The organism is Neoalteromonas arenosi, from assembly GCF_030362855.1.
GTDB classification, from domain to species: Bacteria; Pseudomonadota; Gammaproteobacteria; order Enterobacterales; family Alteromonadaceae; genus Alteromonas_E; species Alteromonas_E arenosi.
Window position 1 is genome coordinate 389,007 of record NZ_JAUCBP010000006.1, and the last position, 22,651, is coordinate 411,657.

A 22,651-nucleotide genomic window follows, 5' to 3' on the forward strand; every position below is an offset into this window, starting at 1 on the left:
CGCACTAGAGGCGCATACCGCCGTCGACACCAATAATTTGACCGGTAATATAACTGGCGTGATCGGATAACAGAAAACTGACTAAATCGGCAACATCTTGGGTGTTACCCATGCGGCCCAAACCAATATTGGCGAGTATTTCTTCGCGCTGGCCAGCGGTAAAGTCAGCCGTCATATCAGTATCAATGAACCCCGGGGCCACGCCATTGATCCGAACTCCCAACGGCGCGAACTCCTTTGCCATGGCTTTGGTCATACCCGAAACTGCCGCTTTAGAAGTCGCATAGGCTGCCTGTCCGGCACTGCCCTGTTCACCAATAATTGAGCACAAATTAACAATCGCCCCCGACTGCTGTTTAGCCATCAGTCGGGTGGCCAATTGCGCATGCTGAAAAGTGGCAACCGTGTTTACATCCAATTGTGCTCTTAAATCGGCTATTCGGGTCATGCCCACTGGAGCACTCTGCATGGCCCCCGCATTGTTCACTAGCCCATCAAGTCTCCCTATATGCTGCTTGATATGGCCAAATGCCGCCTTAACTTGCTCCTCGTCGGCAATGTCATAAGCCATCGGGATTGCGTTTTCACCCAGTTGCTCAGCAATGATTTCAAGTTGTGCATCATTGCGGCCCGCCAACAAAACGATTGCGCCCAAACGGGTGCAGACCTGCGCGATAGTCAATCCAATGCCGCGATTGGCACCAGTGATAAGAATAACTTTCTGCTCTAACACATCGTTACTCGTTAAAACTGCACGTTGTATTTCGCTAAAATACGCTTTGCTTCAGCAACCGAGCTCATATCAATGATATCGTCAGTATCGAGCATAATATCGAAAGTGTCCTCAAGCTCAGCAATAAGGATCATATGGGCTGTTGAATCCCATTCTGGAATGGTGTTATAGGTTAAATCATCAGTCACTTTGTCGTCTGTTAAGCCAAGTGCATGAACAAACGCAGCCGTTAGTTTTTGTTGGGACATAGTTTTCCTTATCTTCGAGTTGGACGATTTAACAATGATTTTAGTGGCTTACTGTGCACTTCATAATCCGACTGACGCAACCACATCTCGATAATATCGCCACGGTGAACGACTGCATAACCCAGTTTTTCGTTGTAGCGAAGGGCTGCAGCATTCTCTGGCTTCACCACCGCGTATAATTGCTTAGCCTGCAATTCACTGAAACAGTAATCGGCCATCAATAACGTTGGCGCAAACGCAATGATATTACCCAAGTAACGTTGCTCACCGATATACAAACCGAGTTCAAAGTGCTTAGCTGTACTTATATCGGCAGCTTTACCGCGAGTCTTGATGTTACAAGAGCCAATTGCTTGATGTCGATATTCGATCACAAAGTGCCATTGATTGTGCGCTCTTTGAATATGCTCGAACCAGGCTAACTGCTGTTCCTTAGTGATATCATTATCGCTAAGCATAAACTGTTTTACATGCTCCGAATTGCGCCAAATACGCAGTTGTTCGATATCTCCACGTACCACCGGACGCAACGAAATTTGATAACCGTGCAGTGTTGGAATAGTCATGCCATAAGCTTCTTTAAATGGGTCACGAGTTGCTGTGCACCGTTTCCAGCAAAATGTGCCAACGCTCGAGACTGCATCAGTTTGAGTTGCTCTGGCGAATGCCACAGTGCCAGCGCCTCATGGATGATGTGCTGGGCGCATATAGATCTTCTATTCGCTGCAGTATCGCGCATATCGTAAGAGCTACACCAGCCTTGCTGAACCGCTGACTGCGTTGCCTGCTGCTGATTATCTGCCACAACGACTAAAATTGCCGGCGTTGCACACGCGCATAGTTCAAATTGACTGCCGCCTGCGGCGGCAATGGCAATTCGCGTATTCAGCCAAATGTCCGCCATATTTTGTGCATTGTGAATATGCGTGATAGGCAAAGAGGTTGTTGCTAATAACGTTTTTAGTTTTGCAAGCCCCGTAAACGCTGGCCCAGTAATGACCTGCAACGGAATTGTTACCTCCTGCTCGAGCCATTGGCGAACGACATCTAGCGTCAACAAAGATGGGTCGCTACCACCAAAATTAATGGTTAAAAATGGCCGCTCAGCGACTTCACTTGGCGTTAGATTACTAAATTCATCTCTTAACAAGCGAAACTTTTCACCATAGCAATAATTGTTAGTGGTTTTACATGGCATCGCAGCGGGGTTAACAACGACATCAGCGGTATCAATATCAGCATGTACTGCATCATCAAACAGGACAATAGGGTAATGCCTACCGCGCCATGCTAGCCAGTAGTTGCTATCAAACTGGTATCCGTCAACAATAAGCCAATCTACTGCACCGTTGAGCTGTTGCTCACACTGTTGGATTTGTTCTTCTACTGGCGCGTTGTAATCATGTGGTAAAAGTTCGCCAACCCAATCGCGTCGCTGCAGAGCCAACGCATGAGTGGTTTCATCGACTAAAAAAATCGCGCGATGACCATCAGCATTTAGGGCTTGCGCGAATGCCAAACAGCGCAATAAGTGCCCCATTCCGATTGCAGCAGATGCTTGTACAATAAACACTGCAACCATAGTTAGTCAAAGTCTTGCCAGTGCAAAGGCTGACCTTTTTGCATATCGCGTTTCGCTTTTCGACCCAACACCGTATGCCAGTGCTTCGGTTGCAAGCCAAAGGCAGGACGCACAATGCGTAAGTTGTCAGCTGTTAAAGTCTCACCTGCCTTAATCGATTTTGACACGTAAATAGAACGACGATATTGCTTAGCTTTTTCCTCGGATACGTCGCCGCCGTATTTTACCTGCCCTAATGCCAACCAAGCTCTTTGAGTCTCTATTGCAAGCGCTTTGAGTTCATCCGGCTCGAGCGAAAATTCAGCATCAACACCACCAGCCGAGCGGTCTAGCACAAAGTGCTTTTCAATCACACTTGCCCCCATTGCCACTGAGGCTACAGCCACGCCTATGCCGCGCGTGTGGTCAGATAGTCCGACCTGACAACCAAATGCTTCTCGCATATTTGGGATCGTAAGTAGATTAGTGTTACCCGCATGTGCGGGATAGGTGCTGGTGCATTTCAATAGAATAATATCATCGCACCCCGACGATTTCGCCGTTTCCACAGCTTCCTCGATCTCTGCTAAAGACGCCATACCGGTTGACATAATTAACGGCTTTCCCTTTCTCGCGGCTTTGGCGATTAAGGGTAAATCGGTAAGTTCGAATGAGGCAATCTTAAAGCATGGTACGTGAAGGTCCTCGAGAAAATCTACTGCAGCTTCATCAAACGGCGAACTAAATGCAATCAAACCTTTTTGCCGCGCATACTCAAATAACCGAGGATGCCATTCATAGGGAGTCGCAGCTTTTTGATATAGACTGTGTAGTTTTTCCCCATACCACAAGCTGTCGCGTTCATGGATTACAAAATCGTCACTGTCAGCATCTAAGGTCATAGAGTCAGCAGTGTAAGTTTGCAACTTAATCGCATGCGCCCCTGCGTCTGCAGCAGCGTCAATCATCGCTAATGCAAGGTCGATATTCTGTTGATGATTACCGCTGAGTTCGGCAATAATAAAAGGCGAGTCGTCAGCACCGATAATTCGGTCACCAATTCGTACGTCATGCATTGTCTTCCCCCTTTAAAATAGCCAACACCCCATCAACGATAATAGCAGGCTCAATGGGTGTTGCGCCCATATCAGTCGCGTAGTCTGGCATTAGAGTTCGCGGATCGACTTCGCCAGAGATGATTAAAGTAGGACATGAAACTGCTGTCGCTAACCACTGGGGTGCTGAAGGCACGCTTATTAGTAAATTGGAGGCCTTTAGTCGAGCCAGTGTCTGTTGCATACTGATGCTGCCATCGAAACCGGTCCAAACAAACACACCATTCGCTTCTAACTGTTGCTGCAACTCGGCTGCGTAGGGGTAATTGCGCTCTTTAGTTCTGGCGTTACAAGCCAGAGCAACCACCGGTCGCTGTTCGGCCACCTGCAAAAATTCGGAGTCGCTGAGTACATCTATCGACATATCGAGCTTTAACTCGGTAAACCCGCAGCAATTGCGTAAATAAAACTCAGGATAACCGCCGTCGGGATTATGCCCATTTTGCCACCACGGCGTATGCCATTGGTGCATGCCAAACCATGTGCTTTGCAAATACGCGGCAGGGTCATTGACATATTCAGGCTTCAAGGTCTGCTGTTGAAATTGATCGACTAAATTACCGACCGAAATACTCATCATGTTGCCTGCAACCGGTTCACCTGCATCTTTGAGAAAACGCGCAAGAAAACAGGGCATAAACCAAGTGTCGAGGTTAATGATTTGCTGATAGCCTTCCCCAACAATAGTCTCAGCTAAACCGAGAAACGTTTCCATCGCGAAGACGATATTATCCGGCCATTGATCTTTTTCCAGACCGAAGACTTTGACCTCCGGTGCAGCTAATCGAATAATGTCTAATCCCGCCGCATAGGACAAAAAATGAATTTCAGCGTCAGGGTTTTGTTGTTGAACAAATCGCAACGCGGGGATACCAATGCATGTCACATCGCCGAGACCCAACATGCGAACAATAAGAATTTTGGGCTTTCTTGAGCGGTTTGAATTACTCATGTTTGATCACTTTTCATATAGGCTTGATACATCAATTCAGCGCGTTGCCAGTCTTCTGGTGTATCTATGTCTTGTACTAAATAACGCGGGATCACAATAGGAATACTCGAGGTAGAAAACATCGCGGCACTGGATAAATAGCCTGCGGTACTGCCCCAATAAAACTGACCCGCATCGTGAAATCCCTCGTCTAGATCCTGTGATCGCGTTTGTGCATACTCGGGATACATGCTCTCAACTCCGTCGTCAACCCGCTTGAGCGCGCGTTGAACTGGGAATGCAAAAGTAGTCACTGAAAACGCAAACGCCTTCTCGCTGTTATCTTTAAGTGCATTAAACCCTTGGCTGATATAGCGCGCTTGCAAAAATGGCGCAGTAGCGTAAATACAGCAGCAAAAATCAGGGCGACCGTGGGATTCTGAGTAAGCTTGAATCGCATGATTAGTGACTGCGCGGGTTCCGGTAAAATCATCAGATAGTGTTGCAGGTCGCATAAATGGAACTGAAGCGCCGTAAGACTTCGCAATGTGCGCGATTTCCTCGTCATCAGTAGACACTACAATATCATCAAACAATTGCGTTTGTTCGGCTGCCTCAATGCTATAAGCAATCATCGGCTTACCGCAAAATGCCTTAATATTTTTGCGCGGAATACGCTTACTGCCGCCCCGCGCCGGAATGATAGCTATGTTCACTTCAATATCTCTCGTAATGCTTGAATTACGCGATCTTGTTGTTCTATCTGTAAATCAGGATATAGCGGCAGTGTAATCGCACGTTGATAAAACTGCTCTGCGCAAGGAAATTGTCCTGCGGTAAAGCCCATCCGTTGATAATAAGGTTGCAAATGGATTGGAATGTAATGGACATTAACGCCGATACCTTTGCTCTGTAACTGCTCAAATACCGATTTCCTGTCGCCACTGAGCAACTCAATCATGTACAGATGCCATGCACTTGAGTCGTTCGTACTGTCGTTTGGTAAAGGCAACTGCACAGGTAATTCTGCCAAGGCCTTATGGTATCGGTGAGCCAGTGTTTTGCGTGCAGTGATAAAGGACGCCAGTCGTGATAGTTGACTAAGTCCAAGCGCTGCATGTATATCGCTCATACGATAGTTAAAACCAAGCTCGTGTTGTTGGTAGTACCAAGGCCCGTGATGCTCAGTAAGCTTATCCGGATCACGGGTAACGCCGTGTTTAGCAAAGAGAACTGAACGCTCCGCTAAATTCGCGTCATTGGTCATAACGGCCCCACCTTCTGCGGTGGTTATACTTTTCACCGGATGAAAGCTCAAAACGGCAATATCACTGTACTGGCAACTGCCAATCGGTCGACCTTTATAAAAACCACCCAAGCCATGTGCAGCATCTTCAATGACCTTTACATCGTATTCGCGAGCCAACGCACTGATCGCTTGCATGTCACAGCTCAGACCGGCGAAGTGCACGACAACGATGGCTTTGGGTAAACGCGCCTCACGCTTAGCGAGCTGAAGTTTGGCTGCTAACTCATCCGTGTCTAAATTACGAGTATGCGGATCAATATCAACAAAATCAATTTTTGCCCCACAGTACAACGCGCAATTTGCTGATGCGACAAACGAGTTTGGTGAGGTCCAAAGCCAATCTCCGGGTCCCACCCCCAAGGCTAAACAAGCCACATGCAAACCTGACGTTCCACTGTTAACCGCTGTGCAGTATTTCGCTTGCGTATACTCGCATAACGCCTGCTCAAACGCGGGTACCATTTGACCTTGCGTGAGAAATTGATTTTCTAAAACATCGACGACTGCAGCGATATCGGCGTCGACAATTTGATGTTTGCCATAGGGTATCATTCGGTAACTTTATCTAACGCCTTCAATTCATCAACAGTTAAAAAATGTGGATTTGTACCTGAGTTGTATTCGAACTTATCGGCTACCAAATGACCTTTTTCGCCGAGTTTATTCTTGCCATAATCAATGGTCTTATCAAAAAATTTAATTGCGGGCGTGATCACATAGTGATCATCAAACTCATAGGAATGATGCGCCATTTCTTCGGGTACCATAACCTCGTGTAATTTTTCACCCGGCCTAATGCCCACTAAATCATAGTCGCGGGTTCCGCTCATTGCTTCAATTAAGTCAGTAATGCGTATCGATGGGATCTTCGGTACAAATATCTCACCACCTTGCATGCGCTGGAAATCTTTAATTACAAAATCCACGCCTTCATCCAAGGTGATCCAAAATCGCGTCATTTCTTCGTGAGTTAACGGAAGCGCTTTGCAGCCCTCTGACATCAGCTTGCGATAAAATGGCACCACTGAACCTCGTGACCCCACCACGTTGCCATATCGAACAACGGCAAATCGCGGTCCTCTCGCACCTGAAATATTGTTTGCCGCAACAAACAGTTTATCCGACGCAAGTTTTGTCGCGCCGTATAAGTTTACTGGGTTCGCGGCTTTATCCGTCGACAAGGCAATTACGCGTTTAATGTTTGTTGCAATAGCCGCGTCAATAACGTTTTGCGCACCATTAATGTTGGTCTTAATGCATTCATTCGGATTGTACTCTGCAGCTGGCACCTGCTTGAGCGCAGCTGCATGCACAACATAATCTACGTCACTCATGGCGGAAATTAAACGATGCTTGTCTCTTACATCACCAAGGAAGTAGCGCATACAGGGGTGGTCGTAAACCTGCTGCATTTCAAACTGCTTTAATTCATCGCGAGAATAAATGATGATTTTTTTGGGTTGATAATTCTTAAGCAGATGCGTAATGAAACGCTTGCCAAATGAACCTGTACCACCGGTTATTAGTATTGATTTATCGGTAAACACGCTGCTACCTCAACAGAGTTTTGACGTTATTGCTTTCCTTAAGCAATAATCTTACCGATACTTTCGCACAGCCTTGACGTCTTTGACAAATTTACTTAACGATTCCTTTGACTGCTGTCGTAGCTCTTCGCATTTGGCTTGTAGTGATTGGTTCACTTCATACTCTTTTTCAGCAAATGCCCGACGCTCACCATCGGGGAGTAGTTCTAAGCAGCGATTGATCAATGAATCACGCTCTACCACCATATCAGCAAGGGTTTCGCTATTGAGCTCCTCACTGTTAAGCAGCTCTAAAATACGCGTGTTTTGGTCGTTTAGAGCTTGCACGCATTCACTGGCTGAATGGGCCATCACTACACCGCTGTACGTTTGTGGCGCTGCGCTTCATACGCTTCTTGTTTGGCGGCTTCAGGGATTTGTAGCCACGCATCTCGAATAGGTGATAATAGCTTTATTACCTCGTCGACAATTTCTTGACTATTTTGCACATTAGCGTCAGTCAGCCGTTGTATCATGTAGTCATACAGAGCAAAAAGGTTGTCAGCAACCTCGCCTCCCGCCTGCATATCGAGAGTGTCGCGCAGGTTGATGATAATCGCTGTAGTACGGGATAAATGCTCAGACCTGCCGGATAGGTCATTGCGCTCAATACACCCCTTGGCATAGGCCATTTTATCTAGTGCGCCCTGCATTAGCATCAGTGTCAACTTGTGGGGATCTGCACTAGCAACATCTTGCTTTAAACCACCTTTTTTGTAAGCGTTAATACCCGTTAGTGCCATGTAAAACTCCTATTAACCTAATGAGGCGAGCAGCGCCTGCCCGGTTTGATTTAGCCGTGCAACGGTTTGATCCAAATTCAAATAGCGATCACGCAGTGTTTGCTCAACGTTGAGCATGCGCAATTCAAATTGCTCACGGTCGTCGAACACTTGATCTTTATCATCGCGAGCAGCGCGTTCACGCGTACTAAGAATACCGCTGAACGAAACGAATTGTTCAATGTAGTCGTAGAGTTTAGTTGCGATACCTTCGTTTTCATCCGAAAATAGCGTTGCGACATCATCGAAACTATCATCTAAGGCGTCCTCGAGCCTGTCCTGACCAGTACCCAAGCCAAAATCGGTAGAGCCAATTTCAAGCTTACCATCTTCGTCAAACTCGATACCGATGCCAAATAAACTACCTAATGAAGAGCCTGAAACCCCCCCCCCCACTAAACTCGCCAAGCCAGATTGAATACCTCTAACCAAAGAATCGCCAGCCAAAGCACCATCTTCTTCAAGATCAGATTCACCATAACGAGTCAGGGTTTGAATCTCGCTGATAATACTGTTGTAGTCAGTTACAAACTTATTGATTTTTTCTTCCAAGCCCGTTTTATCAAAACCGATAGTCAGCGTTGAGGTCTGGTAAATAAACCCATCAGGATAAGTCGCCAAATCAGTAGTAGCCGTTGCCGGTGATAACTCATTCGCGGTAAAAGATACATTTTGAATCGTATTTTCAAATTCATTGCTCGCGCTTTGCACTTCAATTCCATCAACTTCTGCAATGGCGTTTTGCGCTGACACAATCGGTGATAAATAAGTCGCAGTTTCAGTCGAGTCGGTCGTTGCGACTCTGTCTAGGTCGGCTAAATTATTATCATTAACAATGGTTAAATCGTTGCCGCTACCGGTGATATCAGAGGTGAATACCAGTTTTGCACCGCCATCTGTTGTGCCAGTAGAAATAATATTCGCGTTTACGCCAAAGTTATCATCAGCCCCGTTGATCGCTTCACGCAATTCCGCCAATGTCATACCGGCGGTTACATTAATCGTAAATGTATCGCTCGTATTACCGATTTTAAATGTCAGACTTCCCGACCCTGTGCCGAGTACAGAATCAGATGAATCACTAAAGCCGCCGTCGATAGCATCAGCAGTTTCAATCCGGCTACCACTGGCTAGTTGTTTTACCGCAATAGCATAATCACCTTCCAATGCGCTATTTGACGCTTCAGCACTTAAAATATCATCATCTTCAGAAGGGTTAGAAATCGTTGGTTCACGCTTATTGATACCGTTATCAGAACGCAAGTCATCGACGGCTTCTTGGAAGTCAGTCAATCGATTCTTTAGCTGCCCTAACCCAGATATCTCAGCCTCAATTTGCTCTTCACGCGCATCGAGCCGGTCCTGTTTAGGTTTCCTTTCAGCTTCTAAAAGCTGGGTCACAAGGTCGTCCAGCGCTAAGCCAGACCCTACACCTAATGATTGAATAGTCATACGTTACCTCAACAAACTCTACCTTTCAGCAAACCAAAAACAAAGAAGCCGCAAATCCCCAACAGCGGTGACTTACGGCGCTCCTAAAGAAACTTTACAGTTTCACATTGGCTATACCTGATTATTAAACAGTACTCCAACACTACTACCGACATCCGTCTGTAGCTCGCGTAACCGTTCAGCTAGTCTTAGTACTTCTTCAGACGGGATTTGTCGTATGACATCACCACTATCTGCTTCTGTGACCGTGACAACGGAACGTTCGGTACCCTGATCAACAGAAAAAGCTAAATTCCGACTTTGAGATTGCAAAAACTGCTCAATCTCTCGGGATGCCTCTTCAAGCTCAATGCTTTCAGGTCGCTGCTCACCTTCTACAGTATCGGCCGGAGTAGAATTTTCTTGAACCCCAGCAGATGGTTGCTGTAAAGGTGTATTCACACCGTTACTCGCCTCACTGTTTGCAACCCGCTCGGACTCAGTTTGACGATCTTGAGCCAGATTTCGAGCTGCTGCAGAATCAGCGCTAGATAATGAGCTTACAGCAAAAGTCTGGCCAATTTGCGAATTAATACCTTCCACAATTAACCTCCTTCATCATTACGTCCTATAAGTATAGACTATCCGAGTAACGACAATGCCGATTGCGGTCTCTGGTTAGCCTGCGACAACACAGAAACAGAAGCCTGCTGGATAATCTGATTTCTCGTCAATTCTGCCGTTTCAGCAGCAAAATCCGTATCTCTGATCCGCGAACGCGCTGACGCGACGTTTTCGGAGATGTTACTCAAGTTTCGGATCGTAGACTGGAAACGGTTCTGTAACGCACCTAAATCAGCACGCACACCACCAATTGCAGAGATTGCCGTGTCGATTGCACCGATTGCAGCCGACGCCCCAGATGCAGTAGCAACAGTAGTGTCGGTAAGGTTTAAACCCGCTGCACTAAAGCTAGTGCCGCCGTTAATATTACCTGCGGATAGATTTACAGAAATAGTCTGACCGCCTTCAGCTCCGACTAAGAAAACCGCTGAGAAACCGGCATCCAACAGTTTAACCCCATTAAACTCGGTATCTGTTGCAATCCGTGTAATCTCGCTTTTCAGCGCCGATACTTCTTTCTGCAAAGCGTTTCGGTCTGAGTCAGAGTTGATACCGTTTTGCGATTGAATTGCCAATTGGCGGATCCGCTGCAAAGCAATGGTTGTCTCACCTAACGCACCTTCAGCAGTTTGCGTCAAAGAGATAGCATCGTTGGCATTTCGAACGGCTTGGTTTAGACCTTGGATCTGTGATGTCAAGCGATCTGAAATTTGCAGACCCGCAGCATCATCAGCAGCTCGGTTGATTCGAAATCCTGAAGACAGTCTTTCGAACGACGTATTTAGTGCTTGACCAGAACTGAACAACTGACGTTGAGCATTAATGGCAGACACGTTAGTGTTGACGAATAAAGTCATTATTATACCTCCTGGGAAACAGCTCGATTTGAGAGAACCAGCTATCTCTTCCACTCACAACTCTCTGAACCTCCAAAGAGTCACCTCATGCGCTAAGCGCTACCACACGCTTAACAAAAACAGTAATTAAATTACCCCTCAACTATCCTTATCGGCCACTTCATAAGAGACTTTAGTTTTTTTTTGAAAAAATTTTAAAAAAAATATAACTGGCTGTTTTTAAAGGAATAAAAAGTCTTAAAGTTTTTTAAAACGCGAATTCAAACAGGCTTAGGTGGAAACCATATGGAAGTTTTGTGAAGGGAAAAATAATGATGTGATAGGAAATCTCGGGAATGTATTTTGTGGAATTAGGTTATTTTTAATGTGTCTATATTGGTGTTGGCACGCGTCCTGCTTAAATGTTTGGGAAAGTGGCAGTGTCAAAGATTCGGCAATAACAATAAAAAAGGCCGAGTCATGAGACCCGGCCAACTTGCTCACGTTAGGAGATGGAGCAAAATTTGGTTTCTGTCGGCTGGCAGGATTAATAGTAGATTTACTGGCCTCTCAACCTAAAATTCTACACTCTCAGTCCTGTTAGTCGGCGTTTTATTCCTTATTTACCTGTAAATACGATATCACAATGCCTTACGGCCGCCATCCTTGGCGAGGTTGGCCTCTCAGTTCCACCCTCTTTTCAATTCCTTACTGGAGTAAACTCAATGCGGCTTGCGGTCGCTGGTTCGCCTGCGACAGTACCGTTGTACTCGCCTGTTGAATGATCTGCCAGCGGGTCAATTCTGCCGTCTCGGTGGCAAAATCTGTATCACGAATGCGCGATCTTGCCGATGAAACGTTCTCAGATATATTCGCTAAGTTTCTAATCGTCGATTGAAAGCGGTTCTGAATAGCGCCCAAATCCGCTCGCACAGCTCCGATTGTAGAAATGGCCACATCGATAGTAGTCAGCGCCGCTGATGCTAACGATTCGGTCAAAACAGATAATTCGTTACCGTTGGTTAGTCCCGAAAATCCGTAACCACCGGTACGAGAAATATTGACACTAATGGTTTGGCCACCGTTCGCACCGACTAGGAAAGCTGCAGAGTAATTACCGCGCAGAACATTGACGCCCGCAAACTGGGTGTACAACGCTATCCGACTGACCTCGAGTTTCAATGCTGTCACTTCTTTTTGTAGAGCCACCCGATCGGCAGACGTATTAATCCCGTTTTGCGCTTGAATCGCCAGTACCCGTATACGTTGCAGAGCATTGGTAGCCTCAGCTAGTGCACCTTCGGTCGTTTGCGCGAGCGAGATTCCATCATTGGCATTACGGGTAGCTTGATCGAGCCCCTTGATTTGGGACGTCATGCGATCGGTGATTTGTAATCCGGCTGCATCGTCTGCCGCACGGTTAATTCTAAAACCTGAGGACAAGCGCTCATACGCCGTGCTCAGATTTATACCGGAGTCAATTAACTGCCGGCGCGCGTTTAACGATGAGACGTTGGTATTGACAAAGATAGTCATTGGTCTCTCTCCTAACGTTTTCAAATAGTGCTGATAGTCAACATCAGCGGTTTGTTATTTTGAAAACAATGGATTAGCCAAAATTTAAATTTTGGCACGACCTATGCTTATTTATGAATGTCATGCCCGCTTTGCGGTGGGATTTTGACATTTTTTGCTAGGCATATGCCAAGTGAAAGACTAAGCTAAAACTGAGCGTTTGCTCTTGCTGGCTGGCGGGTATGATGTTCCAGACCTCATACCTCTCACTACCTCCTGGCGTTATACTCGTCAGTCAGCAGTTCAAAGCCAGACACCCTCGGGTGTGTTTAGCTAGTCTACACTTCCATTGTCTCGTGAAAAATTGCTTACTTACCGGTCGGTTGCAGTCTGCCCCCACATATTGCTTTCCGACCGTTTTTCTTCTTACTTACCGCGTCACCATCTGCCCCCGCTGATTGCAACCTGCGCATTCATAAGATAATCCTCAATAATATCAATAATTTACTGAAGAAGACTTAACGCAGCCTGCGGGCGCTGATTGGCCTGAGCAAGCACAGTCGTACTGGCCTGCTGAATGATCTGCCAACGCGTTAGCTCAGCGGTTTCTACCGCAAAATCCGTATCCCGAATCCGCGAGCGTGCAGCAGATGCGTTTTCAGAAATATTGCTTAAGTTACGGATAGTGGATTGGAACCGGTTTTGCACCGCACCTAACTCGGCGCGCGCACCACCCACGGCGGATAATGCGCCATCGACGATGGTTAATAATGCTGATGCACCTTGAACCGTTTCAACCGTTTGCGAAGCATCAAGTCCAAGGCCAGTGGCACTAAAGCCGTTTATGCCTGGAATTTGGTTAGCTGAAATGTTGACCGAAATAAACTGCCCACCATTTGCACCCACCAAGAAAGCTGCAGAGAAGCGACCATCGAGAAGATTGACACCCGCAAATTGCGTTGTGGATGCGATCCGGCTGATCTCTGACTTCAAGGCAGTCACTTCTTTTTGCAGTGCCACGCGGTCTGAAGACGTATTGATACCGTTTTGCGCTTGAATAGCGAGAACCCGGATACGTTGCAGTGCAACGGTAATTTCTTGCATCGCGCCTTCGGCGACTTGCGCAAGTGAGATACCGTCGTTGGCATTTCGAACAGCTTGGTCTAAGCCTTTGATTTGTGTGGTAATACGATCAGATATCTGCAAACCAGCAGCATCGTCTTTCGCACTATTGATTCTAAATCCAGATGACAAACGCTCAAAAGCGGTGTTCAACTGATTGTTTGATGTGAATAGTTGTCGTTGAGCATTCAACGACGACACATTCGTACTCACGAATAAGCTCATGTTACTAATCTCCTAACGATTTTTTTGATACCAGACTTTATTGTTTTTATTAGACGTCTGGAGCCACTGCCGGATTCTCGTGATCCAGTCAGTAGAATTACTACTGCTTCGGTCTTATGCCATAGTCAGTAGTGCAACACTCGCCGCTATTATTATTGTTTCGGTCAAGCGCTAGCTAAATCCACTATTGTTATTATTCGCGTGGTATTTAACTTAAGGTCCTTGCTCTTATTATTTTTATGATTGAGCTAAGTGCCTTTGATTTAGTTATCGTGCGGAAAATAGGGAGCTTTAGAAAAAAAATTAAGTTTTGTGGAATTGCTATATATATCAACAACTTAAAAATATAAAAAAATGGCCAGACAATGTCTGGCCAGTCGCTCTACGTTAGGAGAGAGTGAGCGAGCTCTCAACTGTTTGTCGGTTAACCCGAAACTACCTCCTGGCGTCTCGACCAAACAGATGAAACAGTTTTACGGTTTATTAACCGAGAAGCTGAAGTGCAGCCTGAGGACGCTGATTAGCCTGCGACAGTACAGTAGTACTAGCCTGCTGGATAATCTGGTTACGCGTTAACTGCGCTGTTTCCGCGGCGAAGTCTGTATCACGAATTCGCGAACGGGCGCCTGAAACGTTTTCTGAAATATTGCTCAGATTACGAATCGTTGATTGGAAACGGTTTTGCAATGCACCTAAGTCAGCACGTGCTCCGCCAACTGCAGATAGAGCAGAATCTACAGCTGTCAGTACTGCTGATGCTCCTGCAGTAGTGGCTACCGTAGAGTCACCGATTGCCAAACCTTGTGAACTGAAGCCATCAACACCAGCTATGTTAGCCGCTGATAGGTTTACAGAAATCGTTTGACCACCGTTAGCACCCACTAGGAATGATGCTGAGAAACCGCCTGTCAATACGTCAACGCCGTTAAACTGCGTGTCGGTAGAAATACGCGTAATTTCTGTTTTAAGTGCCGATACTTCTTTCTGCAAAGCCAAGCGGTCTGCATCAGAGTTGATGCCGTTTTGTGCCTGTACTGCTAGCTGACGAATACGCTGTAACGCTACAGTTGTCTCGCCTAGTGCACCTTCAGCAGTTTGCACAAGTGAGATTGCATCGTTAGCGTTACGAACAGCTTGATTCAAGCCTTGGATTTGTGACGTAAGGCGATCGGTGATTTGTAGACCTGCTGCATCGTCCGCGGCGCGGTTGATACGGAAGCCTGATGATAAACGCTCAAATGATGTATTAAGCGCGTTTGACGAATCGAATAACTGACGTTGGGCGTTCAACGCTGAAACGTTAGTATTAACGAAAAGTGCCATAATGGGTACTCCTACACTCTCAGTCCAGCGCGTGCTGGCAGCCGGCCAAAACCGACGTTTGGTTCAAAAATAGTAGACATGTTCCCGGTAAAAAATGGGTTCATGTACTGGCTCTCTCGTGAACTGTATCGACGTGATTGAGGATCCCTTTAATAAAAAAACCAAAAAAATTCCTAGAATCGGCAAGTTTTTGCCGCCTATACTCAATTAATCCCTTGGTTTTACTTAATTTTTTAAGCGATGAAAAAACTTGTAAAAACACCGGCGCAATGGATAAAGCGCATTACACATCAACGTCGGCATTGTGCGTTTACCGACTTACAGCACTTTAATGGAAAGTTGTATTGCTGCTATCGACAAGCCACTGATCACGTCAGCGGCGACGGCATCATCATTGTGCAATGTCTTAGTGAAGTGGGTTCAAGTCTTTATCAACAGCGCATTGCAGTAGAAGGGGCCGATCTTCGCGATCCGAAACTGACACTTACGCCAGACGGCGGGCTTTTGTTACTGGCTTACGCACGCTATCGCAATAGCAGTAATAAAACCCTCTCAACACGTAATCTAACGTGGCACACCAGTACCGGCGAGACGTGGTCATCGCCAACAAATTTGAATATAAACCTGTGGTGGTTGTGGCGCGTGCGATATGTCAATCAACACGCCAACACAGCCTATGGCCTGGCCTATCGCAAGGCGGCAGACCGTCTAGACCTCTATGCAGGTGATCCGCGTCGCAAAATGTCGTTAGTTCGGGCGGGCGTGCTCAGCAAGGAGCAACACAGCTTAGGGTACCCGAACGAAAGTGACATTGACTTTGCCAATGACATGACACTGCGCGCGATCGTCCGGCGTGATGCCGATAGTTTTAGCGCTCAATATGGTGAAGCCAAGCCACCTTATACTCGGTGGCAATGGTTTGATTTAGGTGAATACATTGGCGGCCCAATATGGCAACGACTAAGCCCAAGCGTTTATTTGGTAGCTGGCCGCTGTTGGACAGGTAAAACGCTGTATACGCGTTTGTGGTTATTTAACAGTGAAAATCGTCAACTTGAGGTATTCGACACTCTACCCAGCGCCGGTGATAACAGTTATCCAGGAATTAGCATAACGACTGAATATTTATATGTGAGTTATTACTCCAGTCATATTGATGATCACAGTGAAATATATCTTGCTTGTTACGCTATCGACGACGTTCTAAAGGAAATCGAACAGTGACAAGCTTGTCACCCTCGGGAAGGTTGCAAGCGCGGCATTCAGCGCGGTTTCCTGCTTGGCAAATTCAGCCGAGGCCTCAGCATAATCGACATCTTCAATTGCGCTGCGCGCGGTTTTATTGGCTATTTCAAGGTCGAGATTAGTCTCTTCGATTGATTGAGCAACATTCAAACGCCCCCCCAAAGAAGATGTTTCCAAGCCTATCGACGCCAATGAGTTATCGATACCCACTAGCGCATCGTTGATTGCCTCGCGAAAGTCGCTATCGGCAACATCATCGGTCGTCAAAGCTAAAAACATATCGTGAAGCGTTTCGGCAATATTCTTTTTCTGTGGTGCATCGAGCGTAAAGTCAACGGAATCGCCAACACTACCTTCTAGGTTAAATTCAATCCCTTGGTAATTCAGAGTTTGACCACTTTGAAAGTCCAATGTATCCACTACAGCACCGGTACCCACGTTAGTCACTTGGATCTGATCGCCTGCAAGTACAGTCAATCTAAACTCATTGTTGGCAGGCGTTACGGGGTCATAATTGTCTTTGTGAAAGTTATCAAAAGTGCCTTGTTGATTAATCGCGGCCTGATTGACACTAATGCCGGCACTACCACTAAAAGAAAAGTTAAGGCGCGCTAACACATCTTCAAAAATGACACGCCCAGAGGTCGAACTTTGGATCGTGACACTGTCTGAAAGCTGCACTTGATTAGTGCCATCATCACCGGCAAACGTAATTTTGTTGCCACTCGCGGCCGGATTAAATTCAAACGCTTGTGACTCAGATTGAAATCCAGCGAAAATGTATTCGCCCTGTTCGTTTTGCGAATTCATTAAGTCGAGTATTTCGTTGCGAATTTGTTCGATTTCCGCACCAATGGCTTTGCGATCGGCATCTGTGGTATATCCAGCGCCCGATTGAATCACTAAAACACGCGCGCGGTTCGCAGAGTTATTAATGCTGCGCAAGATTGCCTCTTGCTGTTCCAATGAACTGGCTAATAAATCATTATTGCGCTGATATTGCGTGAGCTTATCAAGCTCTTCAGTCAATCTAACGACTTGGGCGGCGCCAACAGGATCATCGGACGGTTTATTAATCCGTTTCCCCGATGCCAATTGTTGCTGGGTATCACTCAAACCACGCTGATTTTCGAGAACAGAGCGTATATTGAGGTCAAAAATTTGATTAGTTGAAATTCGCATCTACGATTTACCTCGCCACTGACAAAATTGTGTCAAACATGTCCTGAGCAGCACTTAAAATCCGTGCTGCAGCAGCATAGGTCTGCTGGAAACGCACCAAGTTCGCAGCCTCTTCATCCAAACTGACACCTGACACCGCTTGATTCCACTCGGTACTATCGGCATACATCGCTTCTGCCGCTTGCAAGGATACATCGGCACTGGCTGCATCTTCTCCTACTCGACTAACAACAGAAGCATAAGCTTCGTGAAAAGTACGTGGTGTAGAGCTAGAATTACTGCTCAGTTGCACGGTACTCGCCCGCTGTAAAGCCCCCATCGCAAGTGCATTGCGATTATCATTAAAGCCGTCGGTGTTATAGGCAATAGTAAAACTATCCCCTGCGCGCGCTTCACCTTCCAAACTAAAGTCATAACCGGGGTAGTTATCCAGAGCACTAAATGCCGCCGGCCAACCGGCAGTATTCGAGGCTTGCTCAAGCAGGTTGTTATAATCAGTAACTCCTGTGACGGTAACAATTAAGTTACCATCGACATCGCGCACTTCATATGATGTGGCGGAAGTGAAATCAATTTGCACTGGCGCGCCCACAGTGCCGCCTGGAGCTGCAGTGGCATCGTGAATACCACCGCTACCATCAAAGGCTGACGCTTCAGCGCCTAAAGCTGCGTCCACAGTAGTGTTGGTTACACGAGTAGATACTAAAGTTGCACCACCCAAGTTATTCAGGTCGGCGTCAACGCGAATAGGTAAGGCAAAGGCTAAATCTTCAGCGCGATTAGTTGCCATCTCAATATCTGAAGCCGCACGGCGAGTCGGCTGTAAGAGGAACTCATTGCCGACACCATAGCCACCGGCTGAATCAAAGTTAATCTCAAAACCATTGGGTAACTCAGAAAACCCGCTGCTGTTAATGGTTATATTCGTAAACACAATCGGCGCATTATTTTCATCGACTTTAGGCGAGCCATCGCCGTTCAACAACTCCACTGTCACTTCATCGGGAAGGTTTGTAGCGGTCACGCTAGTCACAGTGATTTTATAGTCTGCGTCTGTAAGCGTGCTACCAGCGCCGCGCGTGATCTGGCCAACTATCGATAAATTAGGGTCCGTGCCTTGATAAGTAAGCCCCTGAAAAGTAGGCGCAACAAAAATATCGCCACCCAACTGTTGATCGAGATCCATACCCAAGCGATTTTGGGTGTTAACCGCGTCAGTAAAGGCTAAAGCAAGTTGACCCAAGTCACGCTGAGCGGGATTGAGTACTTCGTCTCGATAACGGAATAGTCCCCCAATACTGCCGCCTAGCTGATCTTCAAAAATATTTAATGTGGTGTTTTGTTTGGCTCCCGTAAAACTGGTAGTTAACTGCAATTGCTTAAATGTAGGATCAGCATCACCGCCAAGTTCAAGGAGATTAAATGAACCATCTTCTAATACTAATGATTCTCCCGATGTCAGGTTAACCACTTTTGAACCGTTTTGATTGGGACTCTCGCGCACTTCGATAGACATTAAACTAGCCAGCTCATTGATCGCTAAATCGCGTTCGTTGAGCAGCGCACCCGGTTGGTCGAAGCGATTGTTACCGTTCGCCACGATAATCGCTTCATTCAGCTCACCGATCGACTGGATTAGCGAATTAGCACGGTTTACCTGTGACTCAAACTCGAGGTTCAGTTCTTCTTCTTTATCCAGCATAAAGTCTGAGAGCGATTGCATTCTCCTCAGCAGCGCTTTACCGTCACCCAATACAAGGTCACGAGACGCTAGATTGGTTGGATCGTCGGCCGACGTTTGAATCGCCGCAAAAAACTCACTCAAGCCGGTAGAAATACTGTTGGCTTCATTCGCTAGGACATTATCCAAGCCATCGGTTTTTTGCTTAAACGCCTGAAACTCGCCCAATTGTGTGGTATCGCGGCGTAATTGGTTTTGTGCAAACTGATTGATCACGCGTTCAGTCGTACCGATATCGACACCGCCAACCAGTTGTGACTTAAACTCTGTGCGCTCGCGCACATAGCCTTCTGTATTGACGTTGGCGATATTGTTTGAGGTCGTATTCAGCAACCGGTTGCTGGCATTAATACCGGAGGTTGCGATACTGAATAAATCGGTATTTCTAATCATCGCTCACTACTCCGAACCGACAAAATCGCGTAATACTGGGCTTTGCAACACAGACAACACTTTCTGCGCGTAATTGGGGTCAGTGGCATAACCACTTTGCTGTAACTGCTCGAAATACTGCCGCGGGTCGGCTGCTTTTTCTACTGCAGTTTCATAGCGCGGGTTTTGTTGCACAAACTCAACGTAGTCTTGCATGCTCTGCGCAAATGAAGGATAGGCTCTAAATTGGGCTTTTTGTTGAGTTGCTACGTCATTTTCATATTCAACAGTAGGTACCGTCGCTTTTTCACCCGTCCAGCGCTGGTCGGCTTTGATACCAAACAAGTTAAATGCATTTTCACCGGTTGGCTTGTGGATCATATGCTGTCCCCACCCCGTCTCAACAGCCGCTTGTGCAATCAGGGCTTTGGGGTCGAGGCCGAGCGCTTGTGCATGTTGGGCCGCCAATGGATAGAGTTGCTCAACAAAATCTTCAGGACTGGCAAATGCCGAGGCTTTGTAAGCCGATTGTGGCGGTACCATGGCCGCTTCAGCACGGCGCACAATATTTGCTCGTTCGCGATTATAATCGGCGATATTACCATCCGTGCGTGCACCGTTTTGCGGTTGCACCAACGCTTCGTTACCTAATTGACGCACAATGATGTCAGCAAGGCCCAGCGTGCCACTACTGGCAAGGTCAGTCGCCAACTGCTGATCGTGCATATCGCGATAAAACTTTACTTGCTGTGAGTTAAACGGACTGTCTTGATCTGCCAATGCTTCTTGGGCTTTCCGCATGGACTTTAGCAGCATACTCACAAAAATCGCCTCAAACTGCTGTGCAGCCTCCTGCAACGCACCTTCGTCATTCGAGTTAGCCGCGCTACGCAAGCGGTTAATACTGCCCATGTCGTGTACATTGCGAGCAAGGTCTAATTGCGATTTTATTGCGCCGGAGGTGTCCATTAGATAACCACCAATTCACCTTGTAATGCGCCGGCCTGACGCAATGCCTCAAGAATAGCCATCAAGTCCCCTGGTGCAGCCCCTACTTCGTTAACTGCGCGGACTAATTGGTCCAAGGTTACGCCTGGGTCAAACTTAAACATCCGACTATCGGCGAGATTGACATCAATAATCGACTGTGTAGTTACTACAGTTTCCCCCTCGGCTAATGCATTGGGTTGTGACACTTGCTGATTCTCAGAAATAGTGACCGTTAAACCACCGTGCGTGATTGCGGCAGGCAGTAGGCGAACTTCTCGACCAATCACTATGGTTCCTGTACGACTGTTAATAACCACACGAGCTGGCGCTTCTGCTGGTTCAAAGGTAAAGTTCTCAATCGTTGCTACAAAGCCAACACGTTGCCCGACATCGCGCGGTGCCATAACGCGCACTGAAGCTGCATCTATAGGGGTTGCAATGCTGTAACCGTTTTGCGGTGATGCACCCAAGCGCATATTGATCGCATCTGACAGCGCCTGAGCGGTGGAAAAGTCGGGTTGATGTAAGTTTAGGGTTAAGAAATCACCTTGCATCAAGCCACTTGGTACTTCGCGCTCAACCAACGCACCATTGGCGATACGGCCCACTGTTGGCGTGTTGACTATAATACGCGACCCATCACCACCTTGCGCGCCAAAACCGCTAACGACCAAACTTCCTTGGGCAACCGCATAAACATTGCCGTCAAGACCTTTGAGCATGGTTTGCAGTAATGTGCCGCCCTGTAAGCTGCTTGCTTCACCAACTGAGGAAACGGTAACGTCGATAGTTTGACCCGGTTTAATAAAGGGCGGCAACTCAGCATGAACAGCAACCGCTGCAACGTTTTTGATCTTAGGTTTAACATTCGGATCTAGCGCAATGCCGAAATTAGCTAACATGGTTCTGAAGCTCTGTTCAGTAAATGGGCTTTGTTCACCCGTCCCGGGTAAACCGACGACCAGACCATAACCAACCAATTGATTGCTCCGTACCCCTTGTATACTGGCTAAGTCTTTAATTCGCTGTGGTTGCTGAGCAAATCCATTGACGCTTAAACTCAGCAACACAATACTCAGTAATAGCTTGCGTAAACTCATAATGGCCACCAATCAGAAGAAAAGAAGCGGCTCAGCCAGCCTTGCTTTTGTGCAGTCGCGAATGTACCGGTGCCACTGTATTGAATCCGCGCATTGGCAATCTTAGTCGAGTCAATCTCATTGGTAGGGCTGATATCAGCTGCACGAATAATACCGGTCAATCGAATGTATTCATTACCGTTGTTCAATGTCAGCCATTTTTCGCCGCGGATCACCAAGTTTTGGTTGGGGAGAACCTCTATTACAGTCACAGAAATATTGCCATTCAGGCTATTGCTTTGATTGGCCTGCGCATCACCGGTGAACTCATTGGACGAATCGACACCTAACTGCACCGATTGATTACCAATATTGACGGCTTGACCACCAAGGCCAATGATCGGCTGCAGGTCTACCGCAGTCTCTCTTGAGGTTGTTGTATTGGCTGATTTTGAAGCGTTAGTATTTTCGCGCAAATTAACCGTTATGATATCGCCGATACGACGCGCCTTCACATCCGAGTATAAACTATTGACCATACTCACATTGAAAAGCCCACCGTTTTCCACAATGGTTTCTTTCGGCATATCAGGCACTACTGGCGCGTAAAATGGGTCATTAGCTTGAATACTGTGATCATCTGTAGACGCACAGCCTGCTAGCCAGAACACTGCCACCAAACAACCGAAAACTCGCATCAT

Annotated in this window: 23 protein-coding genes; 1 reads left to right on the forward strand and 22 read right to left on the reverse strand. The window is 46.8% G+C overall.

The genetic code is table 11. From position 1 onward, the window contains the following. Window positions 1–4: 4 nt before the first annotated feature. From QTP81_RS06020 to QTP81_RS06100, 17 genes are all read right to left on the reverse strand, one after another. Window positions 5–733 (reverse strand): SDR family NAD(P)-dependent oxidoreductase, encoded by a 729-nt coding sequence (locus QTP81_RS06020; protein WP_289364386.1) that lies wholly within the window; start codon window positions 731–733, stop codon window positions 5–7. An 11-nt stretch (window positions 734–744) separates the two neighbouring features. After that, on the reverse strand, window positions 745–981 hold the full coding sequence (locus QTP81_RS06025) for an acyl carrier protein (RefSeq protein WP_289364387.1): 237 nt from the start codon (window positions 979–981) through the stop codon (window positions 745–747). Between the two features lie 8 nt (window positions 982–989). Further along, complete coding sequence (locus QTP81_RS06030) at window positions 990–1,547, reverse strand: GNAT family N-acetyltransferase (RefSeq protein WP_289364389.1); 558 nt, start codon at window positions 1,545–1,547, stop codon at window positions 990–992. Then, window positions 1,544–2,563 (reverse strand): UDP-2,4-diacetamido-2,4,6-trideoxy-beta-L-altropyranose hydrolase, encoded by a 1,020-nt coding sequence (gene pseG, locus QTP81_RS06035; RefSeq protein ID WP_289364390.1) that lies wholly within the window; start codon window positions 2,561–2,563, stop codon window positions 1,544–1,546. The genes QTP81_RS06030 and pseG overlap by 4 nt, the downstream gene beginning before the upstream one ends. A gap of 2 nt (window positions 2,564–2,565) precedes the next feature. Further along, a complete protein-coding gene (pseI, locus tag QTP81_RS06040) occupies window positions 2,566–3,618 on the reverse strand; it encodes a pseudaminic acid synthase (RefSeq protein ID WP_289364391.1) in 1,053 nt (350 codons plus the stop codon). Then, complete coding sequence (locus tag QTP81_RS06045; protein ID WP_289364392.1) at window positions 3,611–4,609, reverse strand: glycosyltransferase family 9 protein; 999 nt, start codon at window positions 4,607–4,609, stop codon at window positions 3,611–3,613. Before QTP81_RS06045 ends, pseI begins: the two co-directional genes overlap by 8 nt. Then, window positions 4,606–5,304 carry a pseudaminic acid cytidylyltransferase gene (gene pseF / locus QTP81_RS06050; RefSeq protein ID WP_289364393.1) on the reverse strand — a complete coding sequence of 233 codons (699 nt, stop codon included), beginning with the start codon at window positions 5,302–5,304 and terminating at the stop codon, window positions 4,606–4,608. Before pseF ends, QTP81_RS06045 begins: the two co-directional genes overlap by 4 nt. Further along, a complete protein-coding gene (gene pseC, locus QTP81_RS06055; protein WP_289364394.1) occupies window positions 5,301–6,449 on the reverse strand; it encodes a UDP-4-amino-4,6-dideoxy-N-acetyl-beta-L-altrosamine transaminase in 1,149 nt (382 codons plus the stop codon). The genes pseF and pseC overlap by 4 nt, the downstream gene beginning before the upstream one ends. Further along, window positions 6,446–7,444, reverse strand: coding sequence for a UDP-N-acetylglucosamine 4,6-dehydratase (inverting) (gene pseB, locus QTP81_RS06060; protein WP_289364395.1), 999 nt, complete (start codon window positions 7,442–7,444; stop codon window positions 6,446–6,448). The genes pseC and pseB overlap by 4 nt, the downstream gene beginning before the upstream one ends. Before the next feature lie 51 nt (window positions 7,445–7,495). After that, window positions 7,496–7,795, reverse strand: coding sequence for a hypothetical protein (locus QTP81_RS06065; RefSeq protein WP_289364396.1), 300 nt, complete (start codon window positions 7,793–7,795; stop codon window positions 7,496–7,498). A gap of 2 nt (window positions 7,796–7,797) precedes the next feature. Beyond that, on the reverse strand, window positions 7,798–8,226 hold the full coding sequence (gene fliS / locus QTP81_RS06070; RefSeq protein WP_289364397.1) for a flagellar export chaperone FliS: 429 nt from the start codon (window positions 8,224–8,226) through the stop codon (window positions 7,798–7,800). A 12-nt stretch (window positions 8,227–8,238) separates the two neighbouring features. Continuing rightward, on the reverse strand, window positions 8,239–9,717 hold the full coding sequence (fliD, locus tag QTP81_RS06075) for a flagellar filament capping protein FliD (protein WP_289364399.1): 1,479 nt from the start codon (window positions 9,715–9,717) through the stop codon (window positions 8,239–8,241). 111 nt (window positions 9,718–9,828) lie between these two features. After that, complete coding sequence (locus QTP81_RS06080) at window positions 9,829–10,299, reverse strand: flagellar protein FlaG (protein WP_289364401.1); 471 nt, start codon at window positions 10,297–10,299, stop codon at window positions 9,829–9,831. A 38-nt stretch (window positions 10,300–10,337) separates the two neighbouring features. Continuing rightward, window positions 10,338–11,177 (reverse strand): flagellin N-terminal helical domain-containing protein, encoded by an 840-nt coding sequence (locus QTP81_RS06085; RefSeq protein ID WP_289364402.1) that lies wholly within the window; start codon window positions 11,175–11,177, stop codon window positions 10,338–10,340. A gap of 687 nt (window positions 11,178–11,864) precedes the next feature. Next, a complete protein-coding gene (locus QTP81_RS06090) occupies window positions 11,865–12,692 on the reverse strand; it encodes a flagellin N-terminal helical domain-containing protein (RefSeq protein WP_289364404.1) in 828 nt (275 codons plus the stop codon). A gap of 483 nt (window positions 12,693–13,175) precedes the next feature. After that, window positions 13,176–14,018: a flagellin N-terminal helical domain-containing protein gene (locus tag QTP81_RS06095; protein ID WP_289364405.1), complete on the reverse strand. Its 843-nt coding sequence runs from the start codon at window positions 14,016–14,018 to the stop codon at window positions 13,176–13,178. Between the two features lie 483 nt (window positions 14,019–14,501). Continuing rightward, window positions 14,502–15,341 (reverse strand): flagellin N-terminal helical domain-containing protein, encoded by an 840-nt coding sequence (locus QTP81_RS06100; RefSeq protein ID WP_289364406.1) that lies wholly within the window; start codon window positions 15,339–15,341, stop codon window positions 14,502–14,504. 240 nt (window positions 15,342–15,581) lie between these two features. On the opposite strand from QTP81_RS06100, the gene QTP81_RS06105 reads away from it, so the two are divergent. Beyond that, window positions 15,582–16,565, forward strand: coding sequence for a hypothetical protein (locus QTP81_RS06105; RefSeq protein ID WP_289364408.1), 984 nt, complete (start codon window positions 15,582–15,584; stop codon window positions 16,563–16,565). Here QTP81_RS06105 and flgL read toward each other — a convergent pair. The 5 genes from flgL to flgH are packed head-to-tail and all read right to left on the reverse strand — an operon-like array spanning window position 16,545 to window position 22,648. Continuing rightward, window positions 16,545–17,768, reverse strand: a complete 1,224-nt coding sequence (flgL, locus tag QTP81_RS06110) for a flagellar hook-associated protein FlgL (protein ID WP_289364409.1) — start codon at window positions 17,766–17,768, stop codon at window positions 16,545–16,547. The genes QTP81_RS06105 and flgL overlap by 21 nt on opposite strands. A 7-nt stretch (window positions 17,769–17,775) precedes the next feature. Beyond that, on the reverse strand, window positions 17,776–19,902 hold the full coding sequence (flgK, locus tag QTP81_RS06115) for a flagellar hook-associated protein FlgK (protein WP_289364410.1): 2,127 nt from the start codon (window positions 19,900–19,902) through the stop codon (window positions 17,776–17,778). Between the two features lie 6 nt (window positions 19,903–19,908). Then, on the reverse strand, window positions 19,909–20,850 hold the full coding sequence (gene flgJ / locus QTP81_RS06120) for a flagellar assembly peptidoglycan hydrolase FlgJ (RefSeq protein ID WP_289364412.1): 942 nt from the start codon (window positions 20,848–20,850) through the stop codon (window positions 19,909–19,911). Next, window positions 20,850–21,971: a flagellar basal body P-ring protein FlgI gene (locus QTP81_RS06125; protein WP_289364413.1), complete on the reverse strand. Its 1,122-nt coding sequence runs from the start codon at window positions 21,969–21,971 to the stop codon at window positions 20,850–20,852. Before QTP81_RS06125 ends, flgJ begins: the two co-directional genes overlap by 1 nt. Further along, window positions 21,968–22,648: a flagellar basal body L-ring protein FlgH gene (gene flgH / locus QTP81_RS06130; protein WP_289364516.1), complete on the reverse strand. Its 681-nt coding sequence runs from the start codon at window positions 22,646–22,648 to the stop codon at window positions 21,968–21,970. Before flgH ends, QTP81_RS06125 begins: the two co-directional genes overlap by 4 nt. Window positions 22,649–22,651: the final 3 nt, after the last annotated feature.